General features: G+C 50.7%; 16 protein-coding genes. 10 read left to right on the forward strand and 6 right to left on the reverse strand.

Features of this window, described 5'->3' with window-relative positions:
- Positions 1-49 precede the first annotated feature (49 nt).
- The 6 genes from ACYVFD_RS31715 (at position 50) to acs (ending at position 8,010) form a co-directional block, all read left to right on the forward strand.
- The gene (locus ACYVFD_RS31715; protein WP_293686718.1) at positions 50-274 is read left to right on the forward strand and encodes a DUF6814 family protein; all 225 of its coding nucleotides are present in this window, start codon (positions 50-52) and stop codon (positions 272-274) included.
- Positions 275-535: 261 nt separating this feature from the next.
- Complete coding sequence (locus ACYVFD_RS31720; protein ID WP_461094633.1) at positions 536-748, forward strand: hypothetical protein; 213 nt, start codon at positions 536-538, stop codon at positions 746-748.
- Positions 741-3,461 (forward strand): ATP-binding protein, encoded by a 2,721-nt coding sequence (locus ACYVFD_RS31725; protein ID WP_461094634.1) that lies wholly within the window; start codon positions 741-743, stop codon positions 3,459-3,461. Before ACYVFD_RS31720 ends, ACYVFD_RS31725 begins: the two co-directional genes overlap by 8 nt.
- A gap of 77 nt (positions 3,462-3,538) precedes the next feature.
- Positions 3,539-3,904: a response regulator transcription factor gene (locus tag ACYVFD_RS31730; RefSeq protein ID WP_461094635.1), complete on the forward strand. Its 366-nt coding sequence runs from the start codon at positions 3,539-3,541 to the stop codon at positions 3,902-3,904.
- A 71-nt stretch (positions 3,905-3,975) separates the two neighbouring features.
- Positions 3,976-5,901, forward strand: a complete 1,926-nt coding sequence (locus tag ACYVFD_RS31735; protein WP_461094636.1) for a propionyl-CoA synthetase — start codon at positions 3,976-3,978, stop codon at positions 5,899-5,901.
- 201 nt (positions 5,902-6,102) lie between these two features.
- Positions 6,103-8,010 (forward strand): acetate--CoA ligase, encoded by a 1,908-nt coding sequence (acs, locus tag ACYVFD_RS31740; RefSeq protein ID WP_461094637.1) that lies wholly within the window; start codon positions 6,103-6,105, stop codon positions 8,008-8,010.
- A gap of 76 nt (positions 8,011-8,086) precedes the next feature.
- On the opposite strand, the gene ACYVFD_RS31745 is transcribed toward acs, so the two are convergent.
- The 3 genes from ACYVFD_RS31745 to ACYVFD_RS31755 all read right to left on the reverse strand — a co-directional run bounded on the left by ACYVFD_RS31745 (position 8,087) and on the right by ACYVFD_RS31755 (position 11,453).
- Positions 8,087-8,590, reverse strand: a complete 504-nt coding sequence (locus ACYVFD_RS31745; RefSeq protein ID WP_461094638.1) for a hypothetical protein — start codon at positions 8,588-8,590, stop codon at positions 8,087-8,089.
- A 274-nt stretch (positions 8,591-8,864) separates the two neighbouring features.
- Positions 8,865-10,148 carry an MFS transporter gene (locus ACYVFD_RS31750; protein ID WP_461094639.1) on the reverse strand — a complete coding sequence of 428 codons (1,284 nt, stop codon included), beginning with the start codon at positions 10,146-10,148 and terminating at the stop codon, positions 8,865-8,867.
- 255 nt (positions 10,149-10,403) lie between these two features.
- Positions 10,404-11,453, reverse strand: coding sequence for a methyltransferase (locus ACYVFD_RS31755; RefSeq protein WP_461094640.1), 1,050 nt, complete (start codon positions 11,451-11,453; stop codon positions 10,404-10,406).
- A gap of 180 nt (positions 11,454-11,633) precedes the next feature.
- Here ACYVFD_RS31755 and ACYVFD_RS31760 point away from each other — a divergent pair, with 180 nt between their 5' ends.
- From ACYVFD_RS31760 to ACYVFD_RS31775, 4 genes are all read left to right on the forward strand, one after another.
- Positions 11,634-12,647, forward strand: a complete 1,014-nt coding sequence (locus tag ACYVFD_RS31760; protein WP_461094641.1) for a bifunctional heptose 7-phosphate kinase/heptose 1-phosphate adenyltransferase — start codon at positions 11,634-11,636, stop codon at positions 12,645-12,647.
- Entirely contained in the window at positions 12,640-13,929 is a 1,290-nt protein-coding gene (locus tag ACYVFD_RS31765) for an AGE family epimerase/isomerase (protein WP_461094642.1), read from the forward strand. Before ACYVFD_RS31760 ends, ACYVFD_RS31765 begins: the two co-directional genes overlap by 8 nt.
- Before the next feature lie 228 nt (positions 13,930-14,157).
- Positions 14,158-14,628 carry a hypothetical protein gene (locus tag ACYVFD_RS31770; protein WP_461094643.1) on the forward strand — a complete coding sequence of 157 codons (471 nt, stop codon included), beginning with the start codon at positions 14,158-14,160 and terminating at the stop codon, positions 14,626-14,628.
- A 282-nt stretch (positions 14,629-14,910) separates the two neighbouring features.
- Positions 14,911-15,777, forward strand: a complete 867-nt coding sequence (locus ACYVFD_RS31775) for a hypothetical protein (protein WP_461094644.1) — start codon at positions 14,911-14,913, stop codon at positions 15,775-15,777.
- A 78-nt stretch (positions 15,778-15,855) separates the two neighbouring features.
- Here ACYVFD_RS31775 and ACYVFD_RS31780 read toward each other — a convergent pair whose 3' ends face one another.
- The 3 genes from ACYVFD_RS31780 to ACYVFD_RS31790 all read right to left on the reverse strand — a co-directional run bounded on the left by ACYVFD_RS31780 (position 15,856) and on the right by ACYVFD_RS31790 (position 22,235).
- Positions 15,856-16,698 carry an endonuclease/exonuclease/phosphatase family protein gene (locus ACYVFD_RS31780; RefSeq protein ID WP_461094645.1) on the reverse strand — a complete coding sequence of 281 codons (843 nt, stop codon included), beginning with the start codon at positions 16,696-16,698 and terminating at the stop codon, positions 15,856-15,858.
- Between the two features lie 153 nt (positions 16,699-16,851).
- The gene (locus ACYVFD_RS31785) at positions 16,852-18,639 is read right to left on the reverse strand and encodes a RagB/SusD family nutrient uptake outer membrane protein (protein ID WP_461094646.1); all 1,788 of its coding nucleotides are present in this window, start codon (positions 18,637-18,639) and stop codon (positions 16,852-16,854) included.
- Positions 18,640-18,659: 20 nt separating this feature from the next.
- Positions 18,660-22,235: a TonB-dependent receptor gene (locus tag ACYVFD_RS31790; protein WP_461094647.1), complete on the reverse strand. Its 3,576-nt coding sequence runs from the start codon at positions 22,233-22,235 to the stop codon at positions 18,660-18,662.
- Positions 22,236-22,393 lie beyond the last annotated feature (158 nt).

The following is a 22,393-nucleotide window of genomic DNA, read 5'->3' on the forward strand; positions in this document are numbered from 1 at the left end:
GTCAACATTACATAAAATCATTTACAAAATCCTCGTACCGATAATCATCATGAACGCGATAAAACGAATTCTGGGTATTGTATGGCTGGCGATAGCTGCGCTGGCCGGTTATTTTGGCATTTTCCAGTTTGGGCTGCCCAAGCTGGCTACCGGCAAGCAGGAAGACCTTGTCTTCGGTATCATTATCCTGTTTGTCCTGATGCCGATCATTGTCGGCGGACTGGCTGTTTTCGGCGTTTACGCACTCCAGAACGAGTACGCCGACGAAGCGTAACCTCACCCCCGCCCCTCTCCTAAAACAGGAGAGGGGGGTTAGAGACGAACTATTTACCCGACGCTACCAATCCGAAAATCAGCCAAATTTTCGTGTCTGTGTCAAATCCCTGTGTCTGTGTCCTCACAGACACCTATGCGTCAGCAACGGTACCATCCGGCTGGGTATCTGTGAGGACACAGATACGGGGATTCGGCCAACCATTCGTTACATTGGAAGAATACCAGTAATTACAGAATCAGTCTTTCCTGCCTACCCACCGTGAAACGCGCCCGCCTTCTTTTTCTGAGCCTACTGTTTGTGCTGCTGTTCAACGAGCCGGTGATTTCCATTGTCAACCGGCCCGTTCTGGTAGCAGGATTACCCATGCTGTATGCGTATGTACTGGGCGTTTGGGCGTGTATGATTGCCCTGATTGCCTGGGTATTACACCGTTCACGCTCGGCCGACAACTCGTCCAATTCCGATGAATAGCCTTACGATTGTCGTCTGCTCGCTGCTGTATCTAGGCTTGCTGTTCGGCATTGCTTTCTGGGCCGAACGTCGGGAACGGACACTGGTAGCCCGGCAGAAACAGAGCCTGCTCAACAATCCCTACATTTACGCGCTCTCGCTGGCGGTATATTGTACAGCCTGGACGTTCTACGGAAGTGTGGGGCAGGCGGCCACGCAGGGCATCAACTTTCTGTCGGTCTATATTGGACCAACGCTGGCGGCTCCACTGTGGTGGATCGTTCTTCGGAAGATCATTCGTATCTGTAAAGTACATCGTATTACCAGTATTGCCGACTTTATTTCGGCTCGCTACGGGAAAAACCGGGGGCTGGGTATTTTGGTGACGATCATTTGTGTAGTCGGAATCATCCCCTACATCTCCATTCAGTTAAAAGCCACGGCCGTTAGTTTCGCCCTCCTGTCGGGCCAGGCATTGGGAGCGCACAAGCCGTCCTTCCTCGCTGATCAGGCGTTTTATATGACGCTGTTACTGGGCGCATTCACCATTTTGTTTGGTACGCGCAAACTGGAAGCCACCGAACGGCATGAAGGGTTGGTAACGGCCATTGCCTTCGAGTCGCTGGTCAAGCTAATTGCCTTCCTGGCCGTAGGGTTATACGTTACGTTTGGGCTGTTCGATGGGCCTGGCGATATTTTCGGACGCGCCAGTCAACAACCTGCCTTACAGGCCAGCCTTACCTTTGGTCCGGGGCATTCGTCGGCCGACTGGTTCTGGTACACGCTGCTATCCATACCGGCGATTTTGTTTCTGCCCCGTCAATTTCAGGTAGCCGTGGTCGAAAATGTGGACGAGCGCCACCTCAATAAAGCCATGTGGTTGTTTCCGCTTTACCTGTTCTTGATTACGCTGTTTGTATTGCCCGTAGCGTTTGGCGGTAAATTGTGGTTTGGCAATACGGGTCTCGATGCGGATGGCTACGTTCTTTTGCTCCCCCTGATGACAGGTCAGAAAGGGCTGGCGCTGCTCGCTTACATCGGTGGGTTGTCGGCTGCTACGAGCATGATTATTGTGGAAACGACGGCCCTGAGTGTGATGATCAGCAACAACGTGGTGATGCCCTGGCTGGTTAGTCGTCCGGCCTGGCAACTGAAACTGGGCAATCAATCGAGTCGATTTGTGATGTACACCCGGCGGCTGGCCATCCTAACTCTACTGCTGATATCATACGGGTATTACCGCGATGTATCGGACCGGTTTTCGCTGGTTTCGGTGGGTATGATTTCCTTCGCGGCAGTAGCTCAGTTTAGCCCGGCTATTATTGGTGGCATCTGCTGGAAAAATGGTGCTCAGGCCGGGGCACGACTGGGGCTTATTGTCGGTACGACTATCTGGTTCTACACCCTGATTGTTCCCACGCTGGTGCCGGTTTTATTACCCGAATCGTTGCTGACCGATGGCCCGTTCGGACTGAGTTTTCTGAAGCCACAAGCCCTGTTTGGCCTGAACAGCCTGACACCCATTGCCCACTCGGTATTCTGGTCGCTGTTTTTCAATGTGGGCTGTTATGTCTGGGGTTCCATCAACCGACCTCAAACGGCACTCGATCACAATCAGGCCATTCTGTTTGTCGATGTGTTTCAGTTCAACCGCCCGTCCGAAAACACCGCCATCTGGAAAGGGAAAGTCTCCGTCGATGCGTTACGCAAGCTGCTGATCACGTTTTTCGGTCCCGAGCAAAGCCAGAAAACCCTTGAACGATTCGCCCGGCGCAACCGTCTGATTGATCGTCAGTCGTATGCCGATCCGGGGCTGGTAACGTTCACCGAAAAAATGCTGGCCGGGGCCATTGGTACCGCTTCGGCCCGCATTCTGGTGTCGTCTATTGCCAAAGAAGACCCGATTACGGTTGATGAGATTATCCGAATCCTGAAAACTTCGCAGGAACTGATGACCGTCAACAAGGAACTGGAGCGGAAGTCGAACGAGCTGCAGCAACTGACCCAGCAGCTTAGCGAAACCAACGAGCGACTGAAACAGATGGACCAGCAGAAAGACGAGTTTCTGTCGACCATCACCCATGAGATTCGTACACCGATTACCTCCATCCGGGCCCTGACCGAAATTCTGCACGACAACGACGATGTAGATACGGCCACCCGGCAGCAATTTCTCGGAACCGTCATTAAAGAATCGGAACGGCTTACCCGGCTCATCAATCAGGTACTGGATCTGGAACGGTTCGAGTCGGGCCGGATGCGGCTTCATCTGGAGCCCCTTCTCCTGCGCGAAGTCATCAAAGACGCCGTTGAAGCCACCGCCCAACTGGCTTCGGAGAAATACGTGGCTGTTCAGTTTCTGGCCGATTGCCCGCCCACGCCCGTCGTGGCCGACCGTGACCGGCTCATGCAGGTGTTGATCAACCTGTTATCGAATGCCATCAAATTCTGTGAAGCCGAAAAAGGTCGGATTATTGTTCGGTTGGTAGTGGAAGGCGATACTTGTAAAGTGAGTGTTTGCGACAATGGTGCGGGCATCGATCCGGCGCTTCATTCGCTCATTTTCGAGAAGTTTTACCAGGTGCAGGGCGATCACCGAAAACCGAAAGGCAGTGGACTGGGATTGGCGATCACGAAAAAAATCATAGAATTGCATAACGGTAGTATCGATGTAGACAGCCAGCCCGGACACGGTTCGGTGTTTACCTTTCAATTGCCGTTATCCACAGGGTAGCCCTTCCGGTTTTCGGTATCAGTCAGCGTAGTAACGCCCTGTTCCTGACTACTGATGGGAACCGTAAATAGAGCGTTATGGCTAATGTACTGATCGCCGACGATGAGCCGAATATTCTGCTGTCGCTGGAGTTTTTGATGAAAAAAGAAGGGCACAAGGTTTTCATTGCCCGCGATGGTGGCGAAGCGTATGAGTTACTGCAACACCACAAACCCGATCTGCTGATGCTGGATATCATGATGCCACACATGGACGGACTCGAACTTTGCCGGTACGTAAAAAGCACAGATGGGTTTCAGCATAGTAAAATCATTATTCTGAGTGCCAAAGGAAAAGAAGCAGATATACAACGCGGATACGAATCGGGAGCCGATCTCTATGTTCCCAAACCCTTTTCGACCCGCGACCTGGTTGCCAAAGTAAATCAACTCCTGTCAGCCTGACCCCTGGCCAACTACGTCTGTTTGTTATGGCGTTACATGGGGAAGCTGTCAGAAACTAAACCCCAATGACCATGGAAACGCGGATGCTTTCCTATACTGATGAATATCGGCGAAGTCTGGATGAGCCAGCCGCCTTTTGGGCCGAGCAAGCCGGTGAAATTCCCTGGTTTCGCAAGCCGGGCCGCATTTTGTCGACCGACTCGGCTGGTCTGACCCGCTGGTTTGCCGGGGGTAAACTCAACACCTGTTATGCCGCCGTCGATTACCATGTCGAAAACGGTCGGGCCGATCAAACCGCGCTAATTTATGACTCGCCCGTTACGGGTACCATCCGCCAATTTACCTACACCGAACTCCGTGACGAAGTTGCGCAACTCGCCGGTACGCTGAAGCGGCTGGGGGTGCAACGAGGGGATACTGTGGTCATTTATATGCCGATGGTACCCGAAGCGGTGTTTGCCATGCTGGCCTGCGCCCGCATAGGTGCCATTCATTCGGTTGTATTTGGTGGGTTTGCCCCGCATGAACTGGCGTTACGTATCGATGATGCTCATCCGAAAGTTGTTTTGTCGGCCTCCTGCGGTATCGAGTTCGACCGAGTTATTCCTTACAAACCTCTGCTGGACGAAGCACTGCGCCTGGCCTCTTTTGCGCCTACCCATTGCCTGATTTTACAACGCCCAATGCTCGAAGCGGAATTAACGCCCAGCCGCGATCTGGACTGGATTACTGCCGTTCGACAATCGCTCAAGGCCAGTATTGTTCCGGTTAATGCAACCGACCCGTTGTATATTCTTTATACGTCCGGCACGACTGGTAAGCCGAAAGGAATTATCCGGGATAATGGTGGCCATGCGGTGGCCCTCAAATACAGCATGCGAGCCGTTTACGATGTTCAACCCGGCGATACGTTCTGGGCCGCTTCGGACCTGGGCTGGGCTGTAGGGCATAGTTATATCGTCTACGGGCCTTTGCTGCACGGTTGTACCACTATTCTGTTCGAAGGCAAGCCCGTTCGAACACCCGACGCGGGTACGTTCTGGCGGGTTATTCAGCAACATGGGGTCAAGGCTTTTTTTACGGCTCCAACGGCGTTTCGGGCCATCAAAAAAGAGGACCCGGAAGGATTACTCCGCCAGCAATACGATTTATCATCCCTGAAATACCTGTTTGTGGCGGGTGAACGCTGCGACCCACCCACGCTGCACTGGCTGGAGCAAACGGTAGGCGTTCCGGTCATCGACCATTGGTGGCAAACCGAATCGGGATGGCCGATGGTTGCTAATCAGATGGGAGTTGAGCCGGTTCCTGTCAAGGCCGGATCATCGACCCGTCCGGTAGCGGGTTTCGATTTGCAGATTCTGGATGAAAACGGTCAGCAGCTTGGCCCCAACGAAGAAGGATACGTTTGCCTGAAACTGCCGCTGCCGCCCGGTTGCCTGCCGACGCTCTGGAACGATACACCCCGTTTCCGACAGTCGTATATGAGCCGTTTTCCGGGCTATTACCTCACGGGTGATGGTGGGTATGTCGATGCTGATGGGTATGTGTTTATCATGGGCCGTGTGGATGATGTGATCAACGTGGCTGGGCATCGGCTATCGACCGGCGAAATGGAAGAGATTGTGGGTGGCCATCCTGCCGTTGCCGAATGTGCGGTGGTCGGTATTGCCGATGAACTACGAGGGCAGCGACCCATTGGCCTGGTTGTGCTGAAAGATGGGGTTTCGACCGAAGAAGGTACATTGGAGACCGAACTGGTGGCCATGATTCGCGATAGGATCGGAGCCGTTGCCTATTTCCGTCAGGCTACCGTCGTGAAGCGGTTACCCAAAACCCGATCCGGCAAAATCCTACGCAAAACCATCCGTCAGATTGCCGATGGCGAACCGTTCACAATGCCTTCTACGATTGATGACCCGGCTATTCTGGATGAAATTAGGAATCGTTTATCGGAGCGTGGAATTGGCAATGCGTTTGCATTTGCTGGTTTGTAATGGCGACCGATTCCAAAGCATTCTATCAAGTTTATGACGTATCCTATCAAAGCCCTCAAATCTATAGCAATTTAGCAATTTTTGACTTTTAATACTCCAACCCTTTGGCTGTATCTTCCTACTTTTACCTGTCCTTACTTAGTTCGGCTGGACGGTATCCGTAGCGTTGATTGACCAGCCATCAGAAACCCTTTTGTACCCATGCGTATCAGAACCTTTGACGAATATCAATCGGCTTACCAACACAGTGTTGAAGACCCGGAAAGCTTTTGGGCCGAAATTGCCCAGGAATTTCAATGGCGCAAGCCCTGGAAAAAAGTACTGCAATGGAATTTCCAGCAGCCCGACATAAAATGGTTTTTAGGTGGTAAACTCAACATCACCGAGAACTGCCTGGACCGACATGTGCACGAAAAACCGAACTATCCGGCCATCATCTGGGAACCGAACGACCCCGCTGAGCCAAGCGTTACGTTTACCTACAAAATGCTGCACGAGTACGTTTGTCGTTTTGCCAACGTACTGAAACGCAACGGTGTACAAAAAGGCGATCGGGTTTGTATCTACATGCCGATGGTGCCGGAACTGGCCGTTGCTGTATTGGCCTGTGCCCGCATCGGAGCCATTCATTCGGTGGTATTTGGCGGTTTTTCAGCTCAGTCCATTGCCGACCGGATCAACGATGCGCAGTGTTCGGTGGTGATCACTTCGGATGGTGCGTTACGGGGCAATAAAGCCATCCCGATGAAAGATACAGTCGATGATGCGCTTATTGGTTGCCCTTCGGTGAAACGAGTCATTGTCTTGACCCACACCCGCACCGCCGTTTCGATGCTGAAAGGCCGCGATGTATGGTGGGAGCAGGAAATGAAGCAGGTTACCTCCGACTGCCCTGCTGAAGTTATGGATGCTGAAGACCCGTTGTTTATTCTGTACACGTCGGGTTCAACCGGTAAGCCCAAAGGGGTGGTTCATACCTGCGGGGGCTATATGGTCTTTGCGGCCTATACGTTCCAGAATGTGTTTCAGTATGAACCCGGCGATATTCATTTCTGCACCGCCGATATTGGCTGGATCACCGGACATAGTTATATCGTCTATGGGCCACTGCTGAATGGGGCTACGTCGCTCCTGTTCGAAGGCGTACCGACCTGGCCCAATGCCGGACGGTTCTGGGATATTGTCGACCGTCATCGCGTTAATATCCTGTACACTGCCCCAACGGCCATTCGGTCGCTGATGGGTTTTGGATTGGAACCACTGGAAGGTAAAGACTTGAGTTCACTACGGGTTTTAGGCTCGGTTGGTGAGCCGATCAACGAAGAAGCCTGGCACTGGTACGATGAGCACATTGGCAAAGGCAAATGCCCCATTGTGGATACCTGGTGGCAGACCGAAACGGGCGGGATTCTGATCTCTCCACTGGCGGGTATTACCAAAACAAAACCAACCTATGCCACGCTACCGTTGCCGGGTGTGCAACCGATATTGGTAGACGAAAATGGCAAGGAAATCGAAGGCAATGGCGTGAGCGGCAACCTGTGCATGAAATTCCCATGGCCGGGTATTTTACGAACGACCTGGGGCGACCATGAGCGGTGCCGCACTAATTATTTTGCTACGTATCCGGGCTTATACTTTACCGGCGACGGCTGTCTCCGCGATGAAGATGGGTATTACCGCATCACGGGTCGGGTCGATGACGTGCTAAACGTGTCTGGCCACCGGATTGGTACGGCTGAGGTCGAAAATGCCATCAATATGCACACGGGTGTGGTCGAGAGTGCTGTAGTGGGTTATCCGCACGATATCAAAGGACAGGGTATCTACGCCTACGTCATTGCTGAAAGCGACCCCGATCATAGCGCCGATCTGATCCGTCGGGATATTCTGGCGACGGTTAGCCGGATTATTGGCCCAATTGCCAAACCCGATAAGATTCAGTTTGTCAGTGGATTACCGAAAACTCGTTCTGGTAAAATCATGCGTCGGATTCTACGAAAGATTGCCGAAGGCGATGTTTCGAACCTGGGCGATACGTCTACCTTACTTGATCCAACAGTAGTTGAGGAGATTAAAGCGGGTGCGTTGATCGAAATAAAAGCCTGATTGCCTAAAATAACCGGAATAGAAAAAGGGTTGAGAACAGTTCTCAACCCCTTTTCTATTCCGGCAAATCTCTAATTTAAGGATTTGGAATCGCTTTTACTTCAATTTTAGCACCACCAGCCGTCGAAAAACCGTATGATTTGATCAGGGCCAGCCAGGTCTGATCGCTTGGATCGGTCGAGTTACCAGCAATCTGACGGCTGAAGTTTAGGTTCGTTTCGGTCAGGTTATCGATGGTCCAGGTATCGACCGCCCCACCAGAGCTGTTAATAATAAAGGCTGTTTCGCCCGTATTAAATTTCCAGGTACCCGTTGTTGTCGTGCCAGGCAGGATCACCTGCGAAAACGAGCCATCGGATTTGAAATTCATATACGACGTCGAAAAATCAACCAGATTGCCCGCACCGCCCCCTTTTGTGTAGGCCGTTACAGGTATGGCACCGAGTGTAACCGTTGCTGTCTGAAACTGCCAGTTGCGTGCGATCAGATCCGATTTCGTTTTTGCGGCAGGCGTATCATCTTTTTTACATCCCCAAAGGAGCGTTACACTTAGAAAAAATAGAGCAAAAAGCTTTTTCATAATTTGGTCAACAAAGAGAAGTTTAGTGAATTTTTTATTCAAAGTAAGTCAATAAATAGGAAACCTACTGTTTGTTATAGACTAAAAAAATAGTCCCGAATGTCAGTATAAGGTGCGGCTGTTGTAAAAGTCTGCTTATTTTATTGATTATGAATCATGTTTCATGTTATAAGCGTACGTGTACGGATACGTATGAAAATCAGCCTAATTCCTGTATAGATGACGTCTTAAGTTGGTACGAGTATGTTCGGGAGTTGAATACATTCGTGGGCGCTTAAGAAATTTTAATGTTTTCGGGTATGAGTTTACGTTGTTTCGTACGAGCGTCAACAGCTACCAGTGTAATAATAGCGGAGAGAAAAAGTGAACCTGCCATGAAAATGTAGGATGCGCCAAAACCACCCGTTTCACCATTGAGATAACCTACTACATAAGCGCCAATAAATGAACCTAATGCCCCAAAACTATTGATCAGCGCCATCGCTCCGCCAGCTACGTTTTTGGGCAACAGGTCAGGGATAATGGCAAAGAAAGGCCCGTAAGGAGCGTACATAGCCCCACCCGCAATAATCAGCAGGACAAAGGAGATCCAGAATTGATCGGCGCCAATCAGGTATGATGCGTAGAAGGCAACGGCTCCCAGCAAGAGGAACGGCCAGACAAACGCTTTTCGATTCAGGGTCTTGTCAGAATAATAGGAGGCACTCAGCATGCCGATAATGGCCAGCACATACGGCACCGACGATAACCACCCCGTTTCGACAATGCTCATGTTGGGGGCAGCCTTTATGATGGAGGGTAACCACATCACGAAGCCATACACCCCAATGCTCCACAAGGCATACTGAAGACTCAGCAAAATGACAATTCGGGACTTAAACGCTTCGCCGTAATTTTTAACCGGCTTTATTCCTTGTTGTTCTAGCCGGAGTTGCTCAGCAACGACTTCTTTTTCGGCCTCGGTGAGCCAGTTGGCATCTTTAGGGTTGTCATCAACTAATCTCCACCAGAAAAAGGCCCAGACAACAGCCGGAAGTCCTTCCAAAATGAACATCCAGCGCCAGCCAACGGATTTGATCAGATAGCCCGACAGAATCGACATCCAGAGAATGGTGGCCGGATTGCCCAGAATTAAAAACGTATTAGCCTGCGAGCGCTCCGCCTTGGTGAACCATCGACTCAGGAAAAGCAGCATGGAGGGCATCACCGCACTTTCGACCACGCCCAGCATAAACCGAATAACGATCAGCAGATTCACATTGCTCACAATACCCGTCGCTACAGCAAGGCCACCCCAAAGGATTAACGACCAGAAGATTAGCTTTTTCGCACTTTTCTTTTCGGCATAAACCGCTCCAGGCACCTGAAAGAAAAAGTACCCCAGAAAAAACAATGACCCTAGCAACGATGACATGGCCGGGGTAATGTGCAGATCGGTAGCCATACCACTCGCGGCCCCAAATCCGAAATTGGCTCGGTCCAGATAAGCCAGGCTATAGGTAATGAAAGCGATGGGCAACAGTCGGTACCAACGGGATTTAGCAAGGGGCTGATTCATCAGTTAATCAGAAGGATCAATAATTCGTTGAGTGGAAAAGCTGAAAGCGACAGAAACTTTACTGCCTATTGGGCAAAAATAGCTTGGACATAGAAGGATGCATTACTACGCCCGGCTTCTGGCTCCCGTGTCTGTGTCCTCACAGACACCTTCCCGGATGGAGCTGTTGCTGACGCAAAGGTGTCTGTTTCTTCTCAGACACGGGGATGGCCGACAAATGACTACGAATGCCCATACATAACAACCAATGACCGTTTATTTCTTCGCCCAGATCAGTCCATAATCCATCTGCGTAGGAAGGTTGTCAGGGGTTGGATGTAAACCTGCTTGTGTAAACCAGCTCCGGTATTCGGCCCGGCTGTAGCAGCGGCCTTTGGTGTTCCAGAATAATTGAGCAGAGTAATCGGTAACGGCCAGCGGGCCGTCCAGCGCATCGTTCAGAAAGGCATCATGGACCCACAGCTCGCCACCCGGTCGAAGTGCGTCGGCAAAGCGTTGGGCCAGTAGCTGACAGGTCGGTGTGGGCCAGTCGTGGAAGAGGCTGGCCGCCAGCAGAATATCCGTTTGCGGCAATGCATCGGTCAGCATATCGCCCGGCAGAAAGGTCACTCGCTCGTTGACCTGTGCCGCTCCGGGCCGACCGCTCTGGGTAAATTCTTCCAGCAGTTCGGCCGCAACCGCCAGCACAGCCGGGCGGTCTAGTATGGTCGCAGTAGAGGTTGGGTTTGCCAATAACCACTCGTAGGTATAAAAGCCCGTACCACCCGCAACATCGAGCAGATGCCCTTCGCGTTTGGTTAGGTTGGCGGCAACAATGGGCGACAGATGACGGGCGCGACCAGCCAGGCCAAGGGTCAGAAAACGAGCCAGTTCGGGGTCATCCATTGGCGATGGACTGTCATCGTCTTTGACAAATGAAATGCCTTCCGTTGCCTCAAGCGGTCCATCATTCCGAAGTCGGGCGGCCATTTCTACAACACCCGCATCCTCTTTTTCCAGACCTAAATAGCCGGTTAGATTAGGTGTGTTTGCCTGAGTGATATACTTTCCTAACTCGGTTACGTAAAGTTGCCCCGCCTGATCAAAGGCTAGTAAATCCATCGCGCAAAGAGCCGGAAACAGAACCATGGCTGGTCGTTCGGCCAGATTGAGTCGACTACTGAGTTGAGCTATTGGCAGCGATCCGGTCCCTAACGCTTCAAAAACAGGTAGATGATGAACGGCGGCAATCAATAATCGCGAGCCAAACATCGCTCGTAAATGACGGGTAATTGGGGCTAAATCGAGTGGAGAAGAATCCGGCATGAGAAAAGTTTTTTGACGAACGATCAGGTTGCAAATCTAAAATAATGGCTAAAGCCTACTGTTTCAGGAAGCGGGTTCTTCTTGATTTTTACTAGTAATCTTCCTGGTTAAATAGCCCAAAGTGAGTAGTCGTCGTACTATTATGGGTTTAGTGTTCAATCAGAATGCTTCCCAGTCAGAATGACCGCTACCGACATCCAGACAATTTTTGAACAGCTTTCCACGCTAAAAGTGGGCGTTATCGGCGACTTTGCCATCGATTTGTATTTCAACCTTCAAACTCAAACCGGAGAGCGGTCGATCGAGACAGGCCTGGATGTATTCTGGGGCAGTCAACCCAGAGCCTCGCTGGGAGCCGCTGGCAATGTGGTACAAAATCTGGCGGCCCTTGGTATATCGCAGGGGTATGCGATCGGTTGTGTGGGCGATGATCTGTATGGCCGCGAAATGCAGAATCTGTTTCACCGACTGGGCGTCGATACGCAGCAACTGCATGTCGTTTCGAAGGGTTGGGACACCTGTCTGTATACCAAGCCCATGCAGGAAGGTCAGGAAGCCAATCGGATCGATTTTGGTACAGCCAATGAACTGGAAGAACGCTTGTTCGATCAGGTGATAGCAGGTTTGGAACGTATTCTGCCCAATCTGGATGTCCTGATTATCAATCAGCAATTTGCCAAACCCCTGCTGACTGAACAGCGACTAGCTCAACTTAATGACCTGATCGAGCGCTTCCCCACGGTTCGGTTTGTGGCCGATATGCGTACGGTAGGGAAACAGGTGCGGGGCGCTACGCTGAAAGTAAATACGGCCGAACTGGCTTATTTTCTGGGTGTCGATCTGCCCGATCAGGCTGATATTCACTGGTGCATCGAGCAGGGTACACGCTTGCGGGAACAGATTAGCGGAGCCTTGCTGATCACGCGTGGGCAGGCAGGTATTCTATATCTGGATGATTCAGGAGCGCAGTCGGTTGAAGGCTTACCCTTGCAGGGCGAACTCGATACGGTAGGGGCAGGTGACACTGTCGTGGCTACCTGGGCCGCGTGTATAGGGGCCGGAGCGACGCCCATACAGGCGCTCCATCTAGCCAATCTGGCAGCGGCTGTTACGGTGCAGAAACTAGGCCAGACCGGTACCGCCAGCCTCCGTGAAATTCTTGATTTGTATCATACATACCATTCCAATGACTAACGAAGTCGTGCAGCAATGCCGTCAGGAAATGCACAATCACCTGACCAATGAGTTATTGCCTTTCTGGATCAACCGAACCGTCGACAATGAGAACGGTGGATTTATCACCCAGTTTGATAAAAACGGAAATGACTCGGGCGAAGACGAAAAATCACTCATTGCCCAGACTCGCTCTATTTACACCTACGCATCGGCACATCGGGCGGGCTATGGTGAAGGCAAACTGGCCGATATGGCTCGACACGGCGTCGATTATCTGTTAAGCCGGATGTGGGATGAAGAGCATGGCGGGTTTTACTGGATGACTAATCGTCGGGGCGAGGTCCTGAACGATCAGAAGATTGTTTATGGGCAGAGCTTCGCCATCTATTGCCTGAGTGAATACACGCTGGCTACGGGCGATCCTCGTGGTGTCGAGTACGCCCAGAAGGTGTTCGATCTGCTGCAAAAATACGCGGCCGATACCTGCTATGGCGGCTACTTCGAAATGTTTGAACGCGACTGGACACTGAAAGGGCCGGGTGCGGCTGGTGGCGATCGTAAAACGCTCGATGCGCATATGCACCTGATGGAGGCCTTTACAACACTATATGAATGCACTCGCCAGCCGCTTCATCGACGGAAGTTGCTGGAAGTCATTACCTTATTGGTTAGTAAGATCATGCACCCGGTTTATGGAACCGGTATTCCACAATTCTGGGCCGACTGGCGGGTAGCTCCTCAAATCAAGTTTGATGTGATCTGGGGTTGGGATCGGTTTACGGAAGATGGCATCAAGCGGGAGGCCGAAGATAATACCAGCTATGGGCATAACGCCGAGTTCGCCTGGCTGCTGATTCATGCCCTGGATATACTGGAAATCCCGTATGAAACCTATCAGGATCAACTGCTGAAATCGTTTTCGCACGCGGTTGATAACGGTGTCGACTGGGAACTTGGGGGCGTTTTTGTGGAAGGCTCGCACAGTGGGCAGGTGTATGATCGGGAAAAGGAGTTCTGGCAGCAGGCCGAAGTGTTGATCGGATTTCTGGATGCCTATCGAATTTTCGGCGACGAGAAATACTGGAACGCCTATGAAAACGTCCACCGATTTGTGCTGGATAAGATGATAAATCGTCCGGTAGGGGAGTGGTGGCCCCTGATGACCCGGCAGGGCACTCCAATCTGGACGCATATGAGTCATTCCTGGAAGATCAACTACCATACAGTTCGCGCGGTTGTTCAATCCATCCGGCGACTGGATTTGATTCAACACAAAGGCACAGAGAACACAGAGCTGTAGTTTTTAATCTCTGAATAAAGAGTGCATGTTAAACTGTGGCACGGCTGATACAAGCGTCTGGGTATCAACTATGGAATCAGCCATGCCACCGTTCGGCGAGCAGTATCTCTGTGTACTCTGTGCCTCTGTGTTGAATTATATTTATTTATGGTAAAATAGTCCAAAAAAATACTTGATTGTTTTTATTTACTTGGCTACATTGACCGGCAAATCAACACTCTTACGGTCATGAAAACGTCAATTTTAGTAGCCACTCTATTATTGAGTACCGTTGTTCGTGGGTTGGCCCAGGCCGACGACGAAGCGATTAAGCGTGTGTTACGTTCCGAAACGGAAGGATTTTTCAAACGAAACAAAGCGGAGTGGGCAGGTGCCTGGGCACATACGCCTTATGTAAATTTTGCTGCGAATCTGTACGGTGGCGATTTTCTGCTGGTAAAAGGCTGGGCAAATCTGGAAAAACAGTTTGCCAGTCAGTTTAAAAGCTCTAAACTTACCGACAAAGTGACGGTACAAAATGCCAATTATACGATCCATCAGAACGGGAATATGGCATTGGTTACCTACGATCAGACCCTGCTGGACAGTCACGGGAAAACGACGTCAAAAGAGACGCGTGTACTGGAAAAAATGAATGGAAACTGGAAAATCATTAATGTGATTGCCCTGACGAATCTGAAAGATTTCGGGAAGAAATAAGCGTAGGAATTTTACTAAGAGCCGTGCCATAGTTAGTAACCGTGGCACAACTCTGGGCACAGAAAGTTGACCATATTGAATGCGGTGCTGAGCGATCTCGGCACCGCATTCTGTTTTATAACCCCGCAATTCGTCCAACTACCTGCCAGTCAGTTTATCCCGACAGTTATTTGCCGAAAGCTACTCAGTATTCATTGGCGCTGGCTCTGTTCCTGCGTGCCCCAATAATTTTGTGCTGTTCAATCGCTCTGACGATTCAAATAACAACTACTAACAACAATAATGAACACATTCGTAAAAAGTAAAATCGCCCTATTGGGTATCGCTCTGTCAATGAGCTTAGTGTCTTGTAACAAAGACAGCCTATTCGATTCAGTTCAGCCCGGAAATGGTTCTGCACAGACTCGTCCCGACAATTCAACCCCCACTACAGCCGGTAGCAACGGTATCGCTGCCTTCAAAAAGTACACGCTGGTAAAGCATGGCGACTGGCAGCTTTCGTATGATGCCGACGGGCATCTTATCAAACGTCAGTCGATTTTTAACCCTGATTATTACTGGGATTATAACTGGGCTTCGAACGGCTCGGGCCTGACTGCTCAGTTTCATTTTGGTGCTTATCTATGGCAGAAAACGCTGATTCTGTTAGATGCAAATGGCCGCGCGAAGAAGTCATTGGTGAATACATACGACAACAAAGGGAATCATGTCCATCAATTTGAGTACAATTATCTGTACACTGCGGCAGGACAGTTGAAGACCATCAATGGACCGGACAATCAGGTCTATGCGTTTGCGTATGACGCCAGCAGCAATCTAAAGCAGATCGATATTTTGACAAATGGGAAGAAGGAGATAATGACGTATGAGTTCCTTGGGGCAACCGATAAGAACCAGTTAAATCCAAGCTGGTCGACTATGTACAATCAGATTGACCCGTTCCTGCCCATTTTTGGCAAGTTCTCCAGCAAGTTGATGACCTCGTTTCATTATTATGATCAAGCTCACTTAACCATTCTCGAGGATTACGACTATGCGTATGAATTGAATAGTGATGGTATGGTGACCAAAATTGAAGCAACCAAGAATTCTAACGGTAAAACCTACTTGACCAGATATGCACTGGCGTATAATGTGAGCATCTTTTAAGCGTAAAGTGGCTTATTTACAGAAAAAGCGGTGAACACATGTCCACCGCTTTTCTGTTTTCCAACCTATAGCTGTCGATTAGTTCATAACAACTTTTACCATCACGGGCTGGTGATCCGACGGATACCGTTGCTCTTTGGCGTCGGTCAGTACCCCGTATTTGAGTACACTAAATGGCTTGCTGACAAAGATATAGTCGATGCGATTGTTCATCGGTGCATCAAATTTGAAGCTATTGAACGTTCCTTCGGGACCATAAGCGGGTGTAGTCGTCACGTCGTGAGCGTCGCTCAGCAGCGTCTTGATGGTTTGAATCTGCTCCGTTTCGGGCGTCGAATTGAAGTCGCCGGTGAGGATAACCGGTTCCGACTTGGCGATTTCCTTGATCTTGGCGACCATCAGCTTGCCCGATTGCCGACGAGCTTCCACACCCTGATGATCGAAGTGGACATTGAAAAAGTAGAAGGCTTTTTTTGTTTTCAGGTCGGTGAACTTCGCCCAGGAACTGATGCGGTTGCAGCAGGTCGCATCCCAGCCTTTACCGGGTTTATCGGGGGTTTCGCTCAGCCAGAAATTACCCGACTGAAGGACTTTAAAGCGGTCTTTTTTGTAGAAAATGGCCGAATGTTCGCCCGCTTCTTTTCCATCGTCACGACCCGCCCCAATAAAAGCAAATTCGGACATTTCGGCCAGATCGTTTAACTGATCCCGAAGCCCTTCCTGGGTCCCGAAAAGTTCGAACTCGTGGAAACGAATGAGCGCCTTTACATTTTCCTTTCGATTGGGCCAGGCATTGATCCCATCGTTTTTATTGTTGTAGCGAAGGTTGTACGTAGCCACCGTAATCGGTTCCGATTTTTGGGCAAGTGTAGGCTGAGCCATCAGGAAAGTACCCAGTAGAAAAAGAAGGGTTAAGCGCATGAAAACGAATTATTTGATGGTAAATGTACTGTAAAAATACCGCACTTAACCTCACCCCCTGCCCCCTCTCCTACAACAGGAGAGGGGAGAAACGTGGGCTTTGAGTTCCCCTCTCCTGTTGTAGGAGAGGGGGCAGGGGGTGAGGTGACTACCCTACCAACCTGGATTTTGCCCTAATTTAGGGTTAATCAACAGGTCGTTCGACGGAATGGGGTAAAGATAAAACTTGTCGTCCCATTTGCGGGAGATGTTTGTAAGCCAGGTCAGTTCGCCATAAGTATCATTTTTCAGTCGCTGTGGATTGGCAACACCGTTCACCGTTTCGGCTACGTTGACGTACGTAACGCCTGCGATGGTCGTGGCTGGCTTCACTTTGTAGAACACCACATCAGGTTTGCCGTCTTCGTTGAGGTCCATCGGTGTGTCCAGTGCCGGTACGTAGAATCCATTCCACTGTTGCTCCATCAACTGACCACGGTTCCAGCGGATAATATCGGCGAAGCGGAATCCTTCCAGCGCCAGCTCAATACCCCGTTCACGACGAACTTCGAGCAGGACTGGATTCGAAATGCCGGGGAAGTAATTGGCCTGTAGATAGGGATCAACTGTGGTTGGCAATGTGGTTAAACCCGACGTAATGCCAGCCCGCTTCCGCAACGCCCCTACCGTTTTGGCCCAATCCTCGTTGGTGATTGTTCCCAGTTCGGTTTTGGCTTCGGCATAGTTGAGCAGGATTTCGGCGTAACGCATCATGCTGATGGAGTTGATATTCCGCGAACCGCCATCATAATACACATCGTCCAGCGACCATTTGATCGGCATGTAGCCCGTATAGGTGTAGGAGAAAACCGGCGGTCCTGCTTCCACTGCGCCCCCGTTGGTACGGGTGTATCCGGGCGTCCGAATGGTCTGTTGCAGGCGCTTATCCCGGTTTTTGGTTTCCTGCATAAATGTCATCGTCTCATAACCGGGTTTCGACGTAAACGGCGTACCATCGATGTTCAGATAGGTGTTGACGAACGTACGGTTTAAGCTGACCCGGGCTCCGTAGGTAGCACTTGTCCACCACCAGTTGGCATCGTTATACACACTCAGGGTTGCGTCGCAGATGTAAGCCAGCATGATCTCGTTGGTAACGGGTGTGGTGCTGGTAAACAACTGCCGGTACGACTTATCGGTGCCACCCGTTTCATTGATGCTGAAACCGCCTTCCTTCATCACTTTTTCGGCTGCACTGACGGACTCATTCAGCCACTTATCGGCTGTGCTGCCCAGATTGTAGCTGGTCCGGTATTTTCGGAAGGTGCCTTCGAACAGGCAAATGCGCGATTTGAAGCCATAAGCCACATATTTTGTAACCAGACTACGGGTATTGTCATTGGTCGTTTTGATGTTCTCACAGGCATAGTTAATATCGGCCAGTACCGAATCCATCACCATGGCACGAGGGTCGCGGGAATCGTATAGATCCGGGTCCGAAACGCCCATCGCCTTGTTGATCCAGGGCACATCGCCGAACCGCTTCACCTTCTCGAAATAGAACCAGGCTCTGAAGAAACGGGCCAGACCCAGATAATGCCGCTGGTCGGTCGCTGAAATGGACGGGCTATTCAGGTTGGCAATGAAATAATTGATGTTGCGCAACTGACGCCAGTCCCAGCCGGTACTTTGTTGTGGGCCATAAGCACCCGCCCGCAAAAAGTCAGGCACCTGGGTCCGAACGGCATAATCGGCCATCTGATCGCCTTCGTGAATGTCGCTGGCTCCCGGAAAGACAGCCGTCGCTGATCCATCGTAAAAGGAGTTTACGTATAAATCCAGACCGCTGGTGCTGCTGAAAACAGCTCCTTTAGAGGCCGTTGATTGGGGTACCTGCTCCAACTCGTTGCAGCCGATCAGAAAAAGGGCTATCAGAAAAAGCCAGCTATATCGAGTAATCATAATTTATGTCGTTTTGTAGGTTAGAAAGTGGCCGATATACCCAGGGTGTAACTTTTCAGAATCGGGTAGTTGTTACCGTTTCCGTTCGTACCATCCGTGAGAACCCGGTCCGATCCGCCAATATTTTCAATGTCGATGTCACGGGTGAGCTTGTACAAAGGCGACCAGGTCAGCAGGTTTTCGCCCGACAAGAACACGCGTCCACTGTTCATACCGATTTTCCGAATCAGGTTGCGAGGAAGATTATAGCCGATCTGGATGTTTTTCATGCGCAGATAAGCCACTCGCTGTAAATATTTGGTCTGGGCCTGATATAGTTCGCCCGCGCTGTTCTGCGATACATACCCACGGTAGCGGGGCAAATAGGTATCTGGATTTTCGGGCGACCAGATTTTGCCTAATTGCCACTCCGGCAGTTTGTTATACGGACGGTTGTACTGACCCCAGAAAATGCTGGCTTCGGCACCTGGCCACCAGTCCTGATGTCCAACGCCCTGCAGGAACGACGAGAAGAAGAAGTTATTCCAGTCGGCGCCCAACATAATACCATAGGTGTAGCGGGGAGTGGAGTTGCCAATAATGCGTCGGTCGCCGGGATTGTCAACGGTATTGTCGCCGTAGCTGATTACGCCATCACCATTCAGGTCGCGGAACTTGATGTCGCCCGGAAGCCATTGGCCGGTGTTGGATGCTTTGTACAGATTTTGCTTCGGTGATTGCGCCACATCATCGGTCGAGGTAAAGAAACCGGCCGTTTCGTAACCCCAGATTTCGCCCACTCGCTGGCCTACATAATAATCGCTGAGCCGTCGGTTCGGGTTGTTGAACTTATCGATAGTTGCCGAGTAGTCGGCCATGGTCAGCCGTACTTCGTAGTTGAATGGCTTACTGGCTACCGAGAATTTATCCCGCCAGGTCAGCACAGCCTCCCAACCTTTGGTGGTCAGGTCGGCATAGTTCCCTTTTGGAACGTCGGTGCCAAATACGGCGGGCAGGGTCATGCCTACGGTAAACATACCCGTTGTTTTGCGGATGTAGGCATCGCCGGTAAACGTCAGTCGATTGTTGAGCATGGCCAGATCGATACCGAGGTCAGAGGTAGTCGAGGTTTCCCAGGTCAGACCGTCGGGAAGAACGGTTGGCTGGCCGGTTTTCTGGGGTTTTACACCGTTCAGAATACGGCTCGACTGCGAAATGCTAAACTGTTCCTGGAATGCATAGGATGCAATGCTGCCGTTGCCCAACGAGCCATACGATGCTCTGATTTTCAGGTCAGTAATGGCTTTCGGTGATACTTTCCAGAACGATTCATTCGATACCCGCCAACCGGCCGATACGGATGGGAAGAAGGCGTAACGCTGATCGGACGGAAACTTCGACGAGCCATCGTACCGACCGTTCAGTTCGAGCAGATACCGATCTTTAAATGCATAATTCAACCGATAAAAGCCACCCAGAATAGCCCAGGTTTCCATACCGCCACTAGTCGAAATGGATTGCCCCAGTGCCAGGCTAATGTCCTGCGCATCGGAATAGATTAGTCCATTGCGAACAACTTCCAGCCGGCGGAAATTCGAGTGTTCGTAGTTATAACCCGCCAGCACTTTCAGGTAATGATTGGGACTAAAGCGAGGTTCATATTCAGCGTATAGGTTCGTGGCCGTATAGATGGTCTGCCGATACAGATTTTGCAGATCGTTGTAGTTAGTACCAACATACTCGATTACGCCCGGTTTGCGACTGTAAGGCACGGGCACCCGTGTCCGAAACTCGTCGTTGTCGGTGGTCTGGAACGTGAAATTGCCTTTGACACGGAATTTGTCATCGAAGAAATTTGTCGCGAAATCAGCCGTGTTGCGAAATACACGACGGTCCATGTTGATGCCGTTTTTACCGTACCAGAAATCACCAACCGTATAAGCTGCCGAGTAGGTGAGCGTTCCATCCGGGTTAAACATCGGCGCATTGTTGTGGCCCTCATCCGAAATGTTCCGCCAGATACCACCGCCTTCGCCCACGTTCAATGGATTATGGTACTTCATCGACGAGAAATCGGCATTGTTCGTGATTTTCAACCAGGGGTAGAGCTGGATAGAGCCCTTGGCCCGTAAGCTCATGATCCTATAGTCGTCCGAATTGTACTTAAACAGGCCATCCTGCGTATAATAGCGACCCGTTACGTAAAAATCAGCCTTGCCACTGCTCCCCGAAAACGACAGGTTATGTTCGGTGGCACTCAGGCTTTTCTTGTAGAGTTCGCCATACCAGTCGGTGTTTTCGTAGTACACATATTCACCCGTTGTAGGATCGACAATGGTCTTCGCCAGACTGGGGTCGTTGTTCCGGCGTTCGAGCTCGGCCAGGTAAGCAGCCGAGAATTTGACCGTCTTGTTGATGTTCTGAGGAGTCTGTGCATAGTCGTTCCAGGCCGACCAGCCTTCATTAAACATCTTGGCGAATGTGTAGCCGTTCGTGACAAAGTTGGGAACCGAGGTTGGGCTTTTGATCGAGCGGTTAACCGAATACGTTACGCTGGTCCGGTCTTTGGTTGGGCTTTTGGTCGTGATCAGCACCACGCCGAACGCGCCCCGTGCTCCGTAAATAGCGGCCGAAGCGGCATCTTTCAGAACTGACACACTGGCTACGTCATTGGGATTTAAGCGGCTGGGATCACCTTCAACACCGTCGATCAGCACCAGTGCGCTCCCTCCCTGTCCAATGGAGGTCGTACCCCGAATGTTGAAAGTCGGCGACTGAATGGGTTTCCCGTCACCCATCGTCAGGTTGAGGTTCGGAATCGTGCCCTGAAGCCCCTGCGATAAGTTGGGTAGTGACCGGTTTTCCAGTACTTCGCTGGTCACCTGATCGACAGCACCGGTGAGGTTCACTTTCTTTTGCGTACCATAACCGACTACCACCACTTCTTCCAGCGATTTGGAATCGGCCTTGAGTGTCAGGCTGATCGTGCTTTGATTCCCTACCAGCACTTCCTGCGACAAATAGCCTACAAACGAGTAGATAAGGGTTGCTTTACCATCGGGCACCGAAATTCGGTATTGCCCTTTGGCATCGGTCGTCGTGCCACGTTGCGTTCCTTTGACCACTACACTAACCCCCGGCAGGACTTCGCCTTTATCGTCGCTGACGGTTCCCGTGATGGTCAGGTCGGCACTGGCGTCGGTAGGAATGGTAAGTGTGTTGATGGAAGGCAGGGAAAATGAGGTGTTTTCAATCGTTTTTTTACGCAGCAGAATCCGTGTGCCGACCACTTCATACGAAATACGCAGCGGACTCAGCAGTTCATCCAGCACTTTGGAAAGTTTTCCGTTCGATACATTGACCGATAGTTTCTGGTCGGCCCGGATGCTGTTGGTGCTGTAGACAAACTTAACATCGGTCTGTTTTTCGAGCCGGTTCAGGATCTTCCAGATCTCGACCGATTCCATTTTCAGGGTGACTTCCTTGTTCAGAATTTCCTGAGCCTGCGTGTCGCGGGCGAACGACAGGCCATAGAAGAAAACGAAGAGGAGCAACTGGACAAGCGTTGTCTTCATGGCGTTCCACAAAACCTGTTTTAGGTAGATTTGTCTCGTCATAATAATACGATGTTCATGAAAAAAAGTGATGAGTAATTGGGCAAATTGAGCGTCAGAGGGCAATCTTAAAGCGCGATAGGTTGTTTCATCCCGCAAAAGTAGGGTCACGGATATTACCAGTATATTAACTCTATAGGTTGATTTGTTAAGTTTATTTT

This window comes from Spirosoma gilvum (assembly GCF_054776815.1).